Source organism: Bradyrhizobium sp. HKCCYLRH3061, from assembly GCF_051168015.1.
Lineage (GTDB): Bacteria > Pseudomonadota > Alphaproteobacteria > Rhizobiales > Xanthobacteraceae > Bradyrhizobium.
This window is the reverse complement of sequence record NZ_JBNPUE010000003.1, coordinates 85,701-100,282: the sequence shown is the minus strand read 5'-3', so window position 1 is coordinate 100,282 and position 14,582 is coordinate 85,701. Positions and strand designations below refer to the sequence as shown.

At 69.8% G+C, this 14,582-nt stretch carries 3 protein-coding genes (1 of these 3 only partly in view); all 3 read left to right on the top strand.

Annotation, left to right across the window (positions count from 1 at the left end; all coding sequences use genetic code 11):
• The first annotated feature begins 125 nt into the window (after window positions 1-125).
• Window positions 126-677: a YcjF family protein gene (locus tag ACQR2C_RS07170; RefSeq protein WP_315800407.1), complete on the top strand. Its 552-nt coding sequence runs from the start codon at window positions 126-128 to the stop codon at window positions 675-677.
• A 93-nt stretch (window positions 678-770) separates the two neighbouring features.
• On the top strand, window positions 771-998 hold the full coding sequence (locus ACQR2C_RS07165) for an MbtH family protein (protein ID WP_315800408.1): 228 nt from the start codon (window positions 771-773) through the stop codon (window positions 996-998).
• A gap of 6 nt (window positions 999-1,004) precedes the next feature.
• Window positions 1,005-14,582, top strand: partial view of a non-ribosomal peptide synthase/polyketide synthase gene (locus ACQR2C_RS07160; protein ID WP_434880814.1) — the 5' portion only. The gene runs 4,311 nt beyond the window's last position; the window shows 13,578 of its 17,889 coding nt (coding positions 1-13,578); its start codon is at window positions 1,005-1,007; its stop codon lies beyond the right edge, outside the window.

Sequence of the window (14,582 nt, the reverse complement as noted above, 5' to 3'; positions counted from 1 at the left end):
TCGGCGTTGCTACGTCCTGATAAGTCTAAGCTTCTTTTGATCGGTCTCTCGACATCCGTATCAATCACCTGGACATTATCTGGTGACAGTCCGCGAGAAGCGAGCGGACGGCCCTTCCAAGGGAGGTGGAAGGATGGTACCTTTCAACTAATAATTGGGAATCAATCATCATGACAAATTTGGCTGCTAGCGACCAAGCTGTTTCCCCCGCCCCCGTGTCCCCCGAGCATCACAAGCAGGCGCTGGCGATCGTCAAGCGCAACGCCGGGTTTGGTGCCATCACCGGACTCATCCCTTTGCCTTTGCTCGATGTTTTCGCGCTGACAGGTATTCAGATCAAGATGATCAGCGAGCTCGCCGAGGTCTATGAAATTCCGTTCAACGAGAACGCCGTGAAGTCGTACGTGGCCGCCTTGATTGGCGGCATCGTGCCGGTCAGCCCGCTGTCCGGCGTCGCGATCCGCGCGGCCCGCTACGTTCCGTTCATCGGTCCACTGCTCGGCATCGCCGTCGTGCCGGCATTCGCCTCGGCGCTCACATGGGCCATCGGCCGGGTCTTCGTCAATCATTTCGAAAAGGGCGGAGATCTGTTGTCGGTCGATCTCGAGACGATGAAGGAGCAGGTCAAGCGCGGATTGACCCGCAAGGGTACGACCGCCGAGACGGCGACCGCTTAAGCCGCTTGCACACGGCCGCCTGCTGCGGCCGCTGATCTGCATCACCCGTACCGCGCGGTTCAGGGAACGCCGTTCTATGCCCTTGGTGTCGACATGGTGAATGTATTCGACGACGAGAACACCGTCTTCGTCGTGCTGGTCAACGACGAGGAGCAGTATTCGCTCTGGCCGCAATTCAAGGACATCCCGACTGGATGGCGGCAGACCGGACCGACGGGCGGCAAAGCGGAATGCCTCGCGTTCATCGAGGGTGCCTGGACCGACATGCGGCCGCTCAGTCTCCGCCGCCAGCGAGATGCCGCCGACCCGTCTGCAGCGTGACGCATCGTGAACGATCGATGGGATCCATCCCGCGCAGAATCGGAGCGCCTGCCGGCTGAGGACAGCCCGATCGAGACTCCGGCCGCCGGCAACGGCGACGAACTCCAGCGCAAGCGGCAACTCGCGGCCGAGCTGTTGCGCCGACGCGGGACCGAGGCGGCTCATCATCCCCTGTCGTATGGGCAGCAGGCGCTGTGGTTCCTGCATCAGCTGGATGCCACCAGCACCGCCTATCACGTCGCATTTCCCATTCGGCTTCGCGGTGCGGTCGATGTCGCAGCGCTGCGGCAGGCCATGCAGGATGTGATCGAGCGCCACCCTGCCCTGCGCGCCACCTTCGCCTGGCGTGGCGGGACGCCGATCCAGACCGTCTCGCCGCGCGCGGCCGAGCTGCGCCACGTGCAGGTCGCAGACCCGGCTGAGCTCGATCGGGCGGTGCAGGACGCCTACGAAGAACCGTTCGACTTCGAGCGCGGCCCGCTGTTCCGGGCGGTGCTCATCAGCCGCGGACGCGAGGATCACGTCCTGCTGCCGCTGGCTCATCACATCGTCATCGATGGCCAGTCGATCGTCATCCTGCTCGACGAAATCGGACGCAGCTATCAGGCGCGGGCCCGCGGCGAGGTCCCTCAGCTCCCTCGCGTGGAGCGCAGCTATGCGGATTTCGTGCGCTGGCAGCGCACGATGCTCAGCGGGGCGCGCGGCGAGCAGCTGTGGTCGTACTGGCAGTGGCTGCTGTCCGGCGAGCTTCCCGTGCTCGACCTGCCGCTCGATCATCCGCGGCCGGCGCAGCGCCGCCAGCGCGGCGAGCAGATCGACCTCGCCATCGCGCCGGAGCTGCTTGTACGGCTCAAGGCGCTGGCGCGACGCCACGAGACCACGCTGTCCGTGGTGCTGCTCGCCGCCTACAGCCTGCTGCTGCACCGGTTGAGCGGGCAGGACGACATCCTGTTGGGCTCGGTGGTGGCCGGGCGTACCCAGCCGGCCTTCGATCCGACGGTGGGCTATTTCGTCAACACGGTCGTGCATCGCACGCGCCTGGTGGACGGCCAGAGCCTCGCCGCCTTTCTCGACGCCACGAGACGGGCGGCCGCCGAAGCGGCGGAGCATCAGGACTATCCCTTCGCGGTGCTCGCTCAACGGCTGCAGGCGCAGCGCGATCCGGCGCGGACCCCGGTCTACGAGGCCTGCTTCAACTTCCTGCAGCTGCGCGGACAGCATGCCGTCCAGGGACTGATCGCGCCGCTGCCGGATGACGGCTGGAGCACCTGGGGCGGGCTGGCGGCGCGCGTCTACCAGTTTCCGCAGCAGCTCGGGCAGTTCGATTTCGTGCTCGAGCTCTATGAGGCGAACGAGGCGCTGTTCGGCAATTTCAAGTTCAATCCGGATCTGTTTGCCCGGGCGACGGTTGTGCATTGGGCGGGCGCGTTCGAGATGCTTCTGCGCGGGCTCGCCGATGACCCCGCAATCCCGGCGGCAAGGCTGGCGCTGGCCGCCCCCGATCTGGAGCGCGCCGATGGTCCCGGCGCGCCCGCCTGTCTCACCGCGGTCGCGCCGCGCGAAACGCTTGCCACGCGGTTCGCGGCCGAGGTCCGCCGCATCCCCGACGCGATTGCCCTTCGCGCCGACGACCAGACGCTCACCTATCGCGATCTCGACCGCCGCGCCAACGCGCTCGCGCACGACCTGATCGCGGCCGGGGTCCGGCCGCAGGACCCGATCGCGCTGCTGTTCGCCTGCTGCTGTGAATTCGTCATTGCCGTGCTTGCGGTGCTGAAGGCCGGCGCGACCTATGTCCCGCTGGAGCCGGGCCAGCCCAGGCATCGGCGCGATTTCATCCTGCGCCAGACCGGCGTCCGCTTTGCGCTGACCGCGCCCGCGCTCGTGGCCGAGCTTGCCGGCCATGGCGGCCTCGACATTCTTTCACCTCGTCCCGACGCCTTCGATGATCGGGATCCAGGCGTCGCCGGCGCAGCCGATGATCTTGCCTATGTCATGTTCACGTCGGGCTCGACCGGCTATCCCAAAGGCGTCGGCATCAGCCATCGCAACATCCTCTCGCTGGCGGACGACCCGGTCTGGCACGACGACCGACCGCAGACGATCCTGCTGCATTCCAATCCCGCCTTCGATGCCAGCACCTTCGAGCTGTTCGTGCCGCTGCTCCACGGCCACACGATCGCGATCGGACCAACCGGCGCATTCGACGCGCGCCGGCTGGCCACGGCCATCCGTCAGCATGGCGTCACGCGCCTGTTCCTGACCTATCAACTGTTCGCAGCGATCGCGGAGGAGCATCCCGACTGCTTCGACGGGGCGAGTGAGGTGCTGACGGGTGGCGAGACCGTGTCGCCGGATGTGGTGCGCCGCGTGCTCGAATACAGCCGCACGGTGGTCTCCAACGCGTATGGTCCGACGGAGACCACGACCTTCGTCACGCGGCATGCTCTGTCTGACGTGGCCGCGATCACGTCACCCCTTCCGCTCGGGCGCACTCTTGCCAATCGCCCCGTCGTCATTCTCGATGACGCCCTCAATCCGCTGCCGCCGGGCGTCGTCGGCGAAGTCTATGTCGCGGGCGCGGGTCTCGCGCGCGGCTATATCAACCGTCCCGGGTTGACGGCGGAGCGCTTCATCGCCGATCCGTTCGGACCGCCGGGCACCCGGCTGTACCGCACCGGCGATCGCGCCCGCTGGCGCGCCGACGGCACGCTGGAGTTCCTGGGACGCGCCGACCACCAGGTCAAGATCCGCGGCTTCCGCATCGAGCCCGGCGAGGTCGAGAGCGCGCTGCGCCGTCACGACGGCGTCGCTGCTACCGCCGTGGTGCCGCAGGAGCATCCGCACGGGCGGCGCCTCGTCGCCTATGTGGTCGGCCGCGACGGCGCCGCGCCGTCCATCGCAGAGCTGCGCAGCCATCTCGGCACACTCTTGCCGGACTACATGGTGCCGGCGCTGTTCGTCACGCTAAGTGCGCTGCCGCTCACCCCGAACGGCAAGCTCGACCGCAAGGCCCTGCCCGAGCCCGATCTCGCCGCGGCCTCCGAGGCGCCCCATCGCGCGCCACGCTCCGCCACCGAGCAGGCGCTTGCCGCGATCTGGGCCGAGCTGCTCGGCCACGACAGCATCGGCATCGACGACAATTTCTTCGCGCTCGGCGGCCATTCGCTGCTCGCCACCCGCCTCGTCTCCCGCCTGCGCAGCCAGTTCGGCCGCGAGCTGCCACTGCGCCGGCTGTTCGAGCAGCCGACCATCGCCCGCCTCGCCGCCTGCCTCGACGGCGAGGCCGGCGATCAGGCCGCCGCCTTCGTCGCCGTGCCGCGCCCGGCCGACCTGCCGCTGTCCGCCGCCCAGACCCGGCTCTGGTTCCTCGATCAGCTCGAAGGCGGCTCGGCCGCCTATCTCATTCCGTTCGCGCTCGACCTCGACGGCGCGCTCGATGCCCAGGCGCTCGATCGCGCGCTGACGGCGCTGGTCGCACGCCATGAGAGCCTGCGCAGCACGGTCGAGCTCAAGGCCGATGCGCCGGTGCAGATCATCCGCCCGGCCGGCGCCTTCCGCCTGCTGCATGACGACCTCTCCGATCTCGCGCCCGCCGACCGTGATGCCGCGCTGGCTGCGCGGCTCGACGGCCTGGTGCAGCACCGCTTCGACCTGTCGCGCGACCTGCCGCTGCATGCGGTGCTGGTGCGGCTCGGTGCCGAGCGCCACGTGCTCGCGGTCGTCATCCATCACATCGCCTTCGACGGCTGGTCGTCCGGCATCTTCTTCGGCGAGCTCGCCCGGCTGTATGCGGCCGCGCGCAACGGCACGCCGGTCAAGCTGCCTGAGCTGCCGGTGCACTATGCCGACTACGCGCTGTGGCATCGCCAGTTGCTGGCCGATCCCGACGGTCCGATCCCGCGCGAGCTCGCCTATTGGCGCACGGCGCTCGCCGATGCGCCGGCGCATCTCGAGCTGCCGCTCGACCTGCCGCGGCCGGCGACGCCGCGCCACCCCGCGGGCTTCGTGCATCTGTGCCACGATTCCGGCGAGGTGGCGGCCTGGGAGGCGCTCGCGCGACGCCACGGCGTCACCCTGTTCATGGTGCTGCACGCCGCCTTCGCCACCGTGCTGGCGCGCTGGAGCGGCAGCGACGACATCAGCATCGGCACCCCCATCGCCAACCGCACCCGCCGCGAGTTCGAGGGGCTGATCGGCTTCTTCGTCAACACGCTGGTCTTGCGGCTGCGCCTCGTTGACGATCCGACACTGGCTGAGCTGCTCGCCCGCGTGCGCGAGACCGATCTCGCCGCCTTCGCGCACCAGACCCTGCCGTTCGAGCAGTTGGTCGAGGAGCTGCAGCCGCAGCGCCAGCTCGGCATCAGCCCGCTGTTCCAGGCGATGCTGGCGCTGCAGAACGCAGCCGCCTTCCGCGCCCCCGACATGCCCGGCCTCACCACCCGGATGCATCCGCCCGAGCCGGGTGTCGCCAAGTTCGCGCTGACCTTATCGCTGCAGCCGACCGCCGACGGCGGCCTCGAAGGCATCCTGGAATACGACGCCGAGATGTTCGCTCCCGCCAGCATGGCGCGGCTGGCCGGCCATGTCGCGACCCTGCTCGGTGCGATGGCGAGGGCCGATGGTGCGGCGCGGCTCAGCAGCCTCGCGATGCTCGGCGCCGGCGAACGGCGGCAGCTACAAACGTGGAACGCCACGGCAGCGCCCCGCGCCGCCGACGAGACCATCCTCGATCTGCTCGATGCGGCCGCGCGCGAGCACGCCGACCGGCCCGCGATCGTCCATGCCGGCGGCGAGATCAGCTATGCCGAGCTGCACCGCCGCGCCGATCATCTCGCGGGACACCTCGCTGCCCGCATCCCGGCGACCAACGCGTTGATCGGCATCGCGCTGAACCGCGGGCCGGAGCTGATCGTCGCGATCCTCGCCGTGCTCAAGGCGGGGCACGCCTATGTGCCGCTCGACCCCGCCTATCCGGCCGAGCGGCTGCGCGTGATGGCCGCGGACGCCCGGCTGCAGCTAGTGCTGACCGACGGCAGCACCGCCGCGTTGCCCGATGATCTCGTGCAGCTCCGGCTCGACGATCCCGCGCTGCTGCGACCGCCGCCGGCACGGCCGCAAATCCGTCCGCTGCCCGACGACCTCGCCTACGTCATCTTCACCTCAGGCTCCACCGGCCGCCCCAAGGGCGTCGCCATCCCCCAGCGCGGCCTCGTCAATCTCGTGCGCTGGAGCTTTGCCGCTGTTGGCACCGACGTGCTGGCGGCGACCTTCGCCTCGTCCTCGATCAATTTCGACATGTCGGTGCTGGAGATGTTCTCGCCGCTGAGCTGCGGCGGGTGCATCGAGGTCGCCCCCGATATGCTCGCCATCGCCCATCGCGGCCGCTCCGGCATGCGGCTGTTGAGCGGCGTGCCGTCGGTGTTGCGCGCATTGCTCGATACGTCGGCGCTGCCGACCGATGCGCGCGCGCTGATCCTTGCCGGCGAGGCGCTGCCCGAGGAGCTGGTGCACCGGACGCGTGCGGTGCTGCCGGACTGCCGGATCTGGAATCTGTATGGGCCGACCGAAGCGAGCGTCTATTCCACTGCCTGGTTTTCCGATGGTCCGCACGACGCACCGCCAACGATCGGCCGCCCGGTCCACAACATGCAGGTGCACCTGCTCGACGAGCGGCTCGCGCTGGTCCCGATCGGCGTCGTGGGCGAGGTGTATGTCGCGGGCGCGGGCCTCGCGCGCGGCTACATCAACCGTCCCGGGTTGACGGCGGAGCGCTTCATCGCCGATCCGTTCGGACCGCCGGGCACCCGGCTGTACCGCACCGGCGATCGCGCCCGCTGGCGCGCCGACGGCACGCTGGAGTTCCTGGGTCGCGCCGACCACCAGGTCAAGATCCGCGGCTTCCGCATCGAGCCCGGCGAGGTCGAGAGCGCGCTGCGCCGTCACGACGGCGTCGCTGCGGCCGCGGTGGTGCCGCAGGAGCATCCGCACGGGCGGCGCCTCGTTGCCCACGTGGTCGGCCGCGACGGCGTTGCGCCGTCCATCGCGGAGCTGCGCAGCCATCTCGGCAGCCTGCTGCCGGACTACATGGTGCCTTCGCTGTTCGTCACGCTCGATGCGCTGCCGCTCACCCCCAATGGCAAGCTCGACCGCAAGGCCCTGCCCGTGCCGGACCTCGCCGTAGCCTCCGAGGCGCCCCATCGCGCACCGCGCTCCGCCACCGAGCAGGCGCTCGCCGCGATCTGGGCCGAGCTGCTCGGCCACGCCAACATCGGCATCGACGACAATTTCTTCGCGCTCGGCGGCCATTCGCTGCTTGCCACCCGCCTCGTCTCCCGTCTGCGCAGCCAGTTCGGCCGCGAGTTGCCGCTGCGCCGGCTGTTCGAGCAGCCGACCATCGCCCGCCTCGCTTCCTGCCTCGACGGCGAGGCCGGCGATCAGGCCACCGCCTTCGTCGCCGTGCCCCGTCCGGTCGACCTGCCGCTGTCGGCTGCCCAGACCCGGCTCTGGTTCCTGGATCAGCTCGAAGGCGGCTCGGCCGCCTATCTCATTCCCTTCGCGCTCGACCTCGATGGTCTGCTCGATCCACAAGCGCTCGATCGCGCGCTGACGGCGCTGGTCGCACGCCATGAGAGCCTGCGCAGCACGGTCGAGCTCAAGGCCGATCGTCCGGTCCAGATCATCCGCCCGGCCGGCGCCTTTCGCCTGCTGCACGACGACCTCTCCGATCTCGCGCCCGCCGACCGTGACGCCGCGCTGGCTGCACGGCTCGACGGCCTCGTGCAGCACCGCTTCGACCTGTCGCGCGACCTGCCGCTGCATGCGGTGCTGGTGCGGCTCGCTCCCGAGCGCCACGTGCTCGCGGTGGTCATCCATCACATCGCCTTCGACGGCTGGTCGTCCGGCATCTTCTTCGGCGAGCTGGCCCGGCTGTATGCGGCCGCCCGCAACGGCACGGTTGCGAGCCTGCCCGAGCTGTCGGTGCACTATGCCGACTACGCACTGTGGCATCGCCAGCTGCTCGCCGATCCCAACGGTCCGATTCCGCGCGAGCTCGCCTACTGGCGCACGACGCTCGCCGATGCGCCGGCGCGGCTCGAGCTGCCGCTCGACCTGTCGCGGCCGGCGACGCCGCACCATCCCGCGGGCTTCGTGCATCTGCGCCACGGGGCCGACGAGGTCGCAGCCTGGGAGGCGCTCGCGCGACGCCATGGCGTCACCCTGTTCATGGTGCTGCACGCCGCCTTCGCCACCGTGCTGGCGCGCTGGAGCGGCAGCGACGACATCAGCATCGGCACCCCCATCGCCAACCGCACCCGCCGCGAGTTCGAAGGCCTGATCGGCTTCTTCGTCAACACGCTGGTGCTGCGGCTGCGCCTCAGTGATGATCCGACATTGGCCGAGCTGCTCGCCCGTGTGCGCGAGACCGATCTCGCCGCCTTCGCGCATCAGACCCTGCCGTTCGAGCAGCTGGTCGAGGAGCTGCAGCCGCAGCGCCAGCTCGGCATCAGCCCGCTGTTCCAGGCGATGCTGGCGCTACAGAACGCCGCCGCCTTCCGCGCCCCCGACATGCCCGGCCTCACCACCCGGATGCATCCGCCGGAGCCCGGTGTCGCCAAGTTCGCGCTCACCCTGTCGCTGCAGCCGACCGCCGACGGCGGCCTCGAAGGCATTCTCGAATACGACGCCGAGATGTTCGCGCCCACCAGCATGGCGCGGCTGGCCGGCCATGTCGCAACCCTGCTTCGCGCGATGGCGAGGGCCGACGGCGCGGCGCGGCTCAGCAGCCTCGCGATGCTCGGCGCCGACGAACGGCGCCAGCTACAAACGTGGAACGCGACGGCTGCGCCGCGTGCTGCCGACGAGACCATCCTCGATCTGCTCGATGCGGCCGCGCGTGACCATGCCGACCGGCCTGCGATCATCCACGCCGGTGGCGAGATCAGCTATGCCGAGCTGCACCGCCGCGCCGATCATCTCGCGGGACACCTCGCCGCTCGCATTCCCACGACCAACGCACTGATCGGCATTGCGCTGAACCGCGGGCCGGAGCTGATCGTCGCGATCCTCGCCGTGCTCAAGGCCGGCCACGCCTATGTGCCGCTCGATCCGGCCTATCCGGCCGAGCGGCTGTGCGTCATGGCCGGGGATGCCCGGCTGCAACTGGTGCTGACCGACGGCAGCACCGCCGCATTGCCCGACAATCTCGCGCAGCTCCGGCTCGACGATCCCGCGCTGCTGCAGCCGCCGCCGGCGCGGCCGCACCATCGTCCGCTGCCCGACGACCTCGCTTACGTCATCTTCACCTCCGGCTCCACCGGCCGCCCCAAGGGCGTCGCCATCCCGCAGCGCGGCCTCGTCAATCTCGTCCATGCCCAGACGGTCGCGTTCGAGATCGGAGCCGGCGACCGCGTCCTGCAGTTCGCCTCGCCGAGCTTCGACGCGTCGGTCTCCGAGATCGCCACGGCGCTCTCGAAGGGCGCCGCGATCGTCACCGGCGACGCCGACACGCTGCGCCCCGGACCGTCCCTGGCGACGCTCGTCCAATCCTGCGCGGTGACCCATGCGACGCTGCCGCCGACAGCGCTCCGCGTGATGGAGCCGGACGATCTCGCCGGCTGCCGCGTCCTCGTCGTCGCCGGCGAAGCCTGCCCCGGCGATCTCGTCGCGCTGTGGTCGCCGCATCGCCGGATGCTGAACGCGTACGGGCCGACCGAAGTCTCGGTCTGCGCCAGCATCAGCGCGCCGTTGTCGGGCGACGCGCCGCCGCCGATGGGCGCACCGATCGAGAACGCGCGCATTCACCTGCTCGACGCCCAGCTCAACGAGGTACCGATCGGGGTTGCAGGCGAGGTGTATGTCGCCGGCGCGGGGCTTGCGCAGGGCTATCTCAACCGCCCGGATCTGACGGCGGAGCGCTTCATCGCCGATCCGTTCGGACCGCCGGGCACCCGGCTGTACCGCACCGGCGATCGCGCGCGCAGGCAGGCCGACGGCACGTTGGAGTTCCTGGGTCGCGCCGACCAACAGGTGAAGATCCGCGGCTTCCGCATCGAGCCCGGCGAGATCGAGACGGCGCTGCGACGGCACGACGGCGTCGCCGCTGCCGCGGTGGTGCCGCAGGAGCATCCGCACGGGCGGCGCCTCGTCGCCTATGTGGTCGGACGCGACGGCGTTGCGCCGTCCGTCACAGAGTTGCGCAGCCATCTCGGCAGCCTGTTGCCGGACTACATGGTGCCCGCGTTGTTCGTCAGCCTCGATGCGCTGCCGCTCACCCCGAACGGCAAGCTCGACCGCAAGGCGCTGCCTGAGCCCGATCTCGCTGCTGCGTCCGAGGCACCCCACCGCGCGCCGCGCTCACCGTCTGAGCAGGTGCTCGCCGCGATCTGGGCCGAGCTGCTCGGCCACGGCACGATCGGCATCGACGACAATTTCTTCGCGCTCGGCGGCGATTCCATCACCAGCATCCAGATGGTGACGCGCGCGCGACGCGCCGGGCTCGTGATCACGCCGCGCGACGTGTTCCAGCAGGGCACGATCGCGAAGCTCGCGAGCGTTGCAACCGCGGCCCAGCAGGTCACCGCCGACGATCGCACGGACGGCGGCCCCATTCCGCTGACGCCGATCATGCGCTGGCTGCTCGAGCGCGGCAGGAATGTCGACCGCTTCAGCCAGAGCATGACCGTGCGGCTGCCGCGCGGCCTGACGTCGCAGCAACTGATCGCCCTGCTCGATGCCACGTTGTCGCGCCATGCCATGCTGCGGTCCCGCCTCGCATTCGATCCGATCGATGGCAGGCCGTCGCTGCACATCGCGCCCTCCGACACAGCGCTGGCGCGGCGCCGGCTGCGCGAGATCGACGTCGCCGCGTTGACGCCGGAGCAGCGCGCGCAGCGGATCAGCCAGGAGATCGGCGCTGCCGAGGCGCGTCTCGATCCCGCAGGCGGCGTGATGCTGCAGGCGGTTCAATTCACGGCCAGCGTAGCTGATAACGACGCGCTGCTGCTCGTACTGCATCATCTCGCCGTCGACGGCGTGTCGTGGCGGATCCTGATCGAGGAGCTCGCCGCGTCGTGGCACGCTACGACGGCCGGCCAGCCGGCTCAGTTGCCTGCGCTCGGCACCAGCTTCGGGCAGTGGTCGCGGCTGCTTCAAGCGCGGTCGCGATATTCCTCCGTGCAGGCAGAGCTGCCGCATTGGCAGCGAACATTGGCGGCAAGCGCCGCTCCCCTGCGGCTGACGCCGCCCCGCCAGCCCGTTGCGAACAGCGTCAAGCATCTGACGCTGACCTTGCCGGCAGCGGTGACTGCGCGCGTGATGAGCGAGGCGCCGCGACGGCTCGGCGCGCGGGTGCTCGACATCCTGCTTGCGGCTTTCGTCACGACGCTCGCCGATGGCGATGCGGCAGCGCAGACCATCGTGATCGACCTCGAAGGCCACGGCCGCAACGAATTCGACCCTGCCATCGACCTGTCGCGCACCGTGGGCTGGTTCACGAGCCTCTATCCCGTTCGCTTCGACCTTCCCGCCGGAGATTCCACGACCACCGCCGGCGACGCCGAACGCCTGCTCGGCGCGCTGCACGCCGTGCAGTCCGGTCTCGCCGACGTCCCTGACGACGGGCTCGGCTTCGGCCTGCTGCGCTACCTGGACGAGGACGCGGCGCGGACGCTCGCCCGCCTGCCGACGCCGCAGGCGGGCTTCAACTATCTCGGCCGTTTCTCGACCGATCATGTTGCGGATTGGAGCATCATCCCGACGGCACTGCCCGGCGACCTCGTCGAGCAGGCCGAGTTGCGTCCGGCCCATGCGATCGAATTGAACACGGTGGTGATCGGCCAGGGCGCCGACGCCCGCCTCAGCGCCACCTGGTCCAGCGACCGAAGCCTCGTCGATGACGACGTCGTGCAGGTGCTCGCGACGCGCTGGTTCGCCCTGCTCGAGCGCCTTGCCGAACTGACGCCGGCCGCGCCGCATCCGGCCGCAAAGCCGTCGGTCCGTCAGCTCCGGCTGTCGCCATTGCAGCGCGGCCTGCTCTACGAGAACCTGTCCGATCCCGTCCGTGCCGACGTCTATGTCGTCCAGCTCGAAATGGAGTTTGCAGGTGAACTCGATCGCGACCGGCTGCGCGGCGCGATCGCCGCGCTGATCGCGCGGCACGACAATCTGCGCGCGGCGTTCCGGGCCGACGACAGCAGCGGCTTCACACAGAGCGTCGTGTCGGCGGTCGATCTGCCCTGGCGTCAACTGACGGTCGACGCTGATAGGAACTTGCAGGCGGCTCTGGATCAAGTCCGCCACGATGACCTGACGCGCCGCTTTGACCTGGCGGCTCCGCCCTTGCTGCGCAGCAGCCTGGTCAGCGCCGGCACGACCAACGTCCTGATCCTGACGCTGCATCACATCCTGATCGACGGCTGGTCGATGCCGATCGTGCTGCGCGAGCTGATGCAGCTCTATCACGGGAAAGCCGAGCTGCCGCCGGCGGTGCCGTTCAGCCGCTATCTCGACTGGCTCGACCGTCAGGATCGCGCCGCGGCGCTGACAGCCTGGCGCACGGCCTTCGACGGCTGGAGCGGGCCGCTGCTGGTCGCGCCGAACCTGCCGGGCCAGATCACGGCAACGCAGACCGACGTCGCGCTCGACGAACACGAAACCCAGCGGCTGGTCGCAGCCGCGCGCTCGCTCGGGATCACGCTTGCCACCCTGATGCAGGGCGCCTGGGCGCTGTGGCTCGCGGCGCGCACCCATCGCGACGATGTCGTGTTCGGCATCACCGTCGCCGGGCGCGACGCCGCGCTCGACGGCGCCGACCAGATCGTCGGCCTGCTTGCCAACACCGTCCCGTTGCGCGCACGCGTGTCGCCCGCGCGCACGATCAAGGCGTTTCTCAGCGAGCTGCAGGATCGCCAGGCGGCGCTGATCGCCCATCAGCATCTCAGCCTCGGCGAGATCCAGCAGATGCTCGGCACCGACGCGCTGTTCGACACGCTGCTGGCGTTCGAGAACTATCCGCTCTCGGCTGATGCCATCGACAATGCCGAAGCGTTGCGCATCACCCGGGTGCAGGGGCGCGACGCCAACCACTATCCGCTGAGCCTGGCGGTGCTGCCCGGACCGCGGTTGACGCTGCGGCTTCACGTCCGGCCCGGTCTGTTCGACGGCGCGTCCGCGACCGAGCTGATTGCGGAGCTGCGCAGGCTGCTCATGGCTCTCGCTGACGATGGCGACATGCCGATCGGCCGCGTGCTGGGAGCCCACGCGAGCCGCGATCCGCGGATTGCGGCCTGGAATATGACCGCGCAGCCGGAGCCGGCAGGACACGTCCTCGATAGCTTCCTGCGGCAGGCCCGCATCGCGCCGTCCGCGCCCGGCCTGATCTGGCGCAACGAGACGTATGACTATGCGCGGCTGGATGCGATGTCCGGCCGGCTCGCCGGCCAGCTTGCGGCGCGCGGCGTCGGCGCCGACGATCTCGTCGCGCTGCATCTGCCGCGCTCCCCCGCGCTGCTGATCGCAATTCTCGCGGTGCTGCGGATCGGCGCCGCCTACCTGCCGATCGATCCTTCGTTGCCGCGCGATCGCATCGGCTACATGCTGGATGACGCCCGTCCCGCGCTTGCGATCACTGCCGACGCGTCGGCGGATCTGCCAGCCCCGGTGCCAGTCCTCGCGATCGATCTCGGCGCTGCGGCTGCCGCGCCCGCCTTACGCGCGGCGCATCCGCTCCAGGCCGCCTACCTGCTCTACACATCCGGCACGACCGGCAGGCCCAAGGGCGTGACCGTCACCTATCGCGGCTTGGGCAACCTGCTGGCGGCCGTACAATCGGAGCTCAAGCTCACGCCCGACGATCGCTTCGCCGCCACCACCACGGCGGCGTTCGACATCTCGATCGTGGAATTGCTGCTGCCGCTCGTCACCGGCGGCTGCGTCGTGCTGGCGGCTGAGGACGAGGCCACCGCTCCCGACCGGCTGGCGGCGCTGATCGCCGCGGCCGGCGTCACCGCGATGCAGGCGACGCCGACGGTCTGGAACATGCTGACCACCGCAGCGCCCGGCGCACTCGCCGGGCTGAGGGTCGTGAGTGCCGGCGAAGCGCTGACCGAGGCGACATTGCGCCGTCTCGCCACCTGCCGCGTTGCCAGCGTTCATAACTACTACGGCCCGACCGAGACCACGATCTATTCGACCATGATGCGGTTCTCGGCCGACGACGGCGGGCGGCCGCCGATCGGCACGCCGATCGCCAACACCGTCATCCGCATCCTCGACGACTGGCTGGCGGACGTCCCGGCCGGCGTCGAAGGCGAGATCTACATCGGCGGCGTCGGGCTCGCGCGCGGCTATTGCAACCGGCCCGGTCTCACGGCCGAACGCTTCATCGCCGATCCCGGCGGCCCGCCCGGCGCGCGGCTCTATCGCACCGGCGACCGCGGCCGCTGGCGCGACGATGGCGTGCTCGAATGCTTCGGCCGCGTCGATCACCAGATCAAGATCCGCGGCCTTCGGATCGAGCCCGGCGAGATCGAGCACGCGTTGCAGCGTCATCCGGAGATCGCCGACGCCTGCGTGATGGTGCGC

Coding starts and splice junctions, on each gene's coding strand:
- ACQR2C_RS07165 (WP_315800408.1), top strand. CDS start 771: ATGGTGAATGTATTCGACGACGAGAACACCGTCTTCGTCGTGCTGGTC.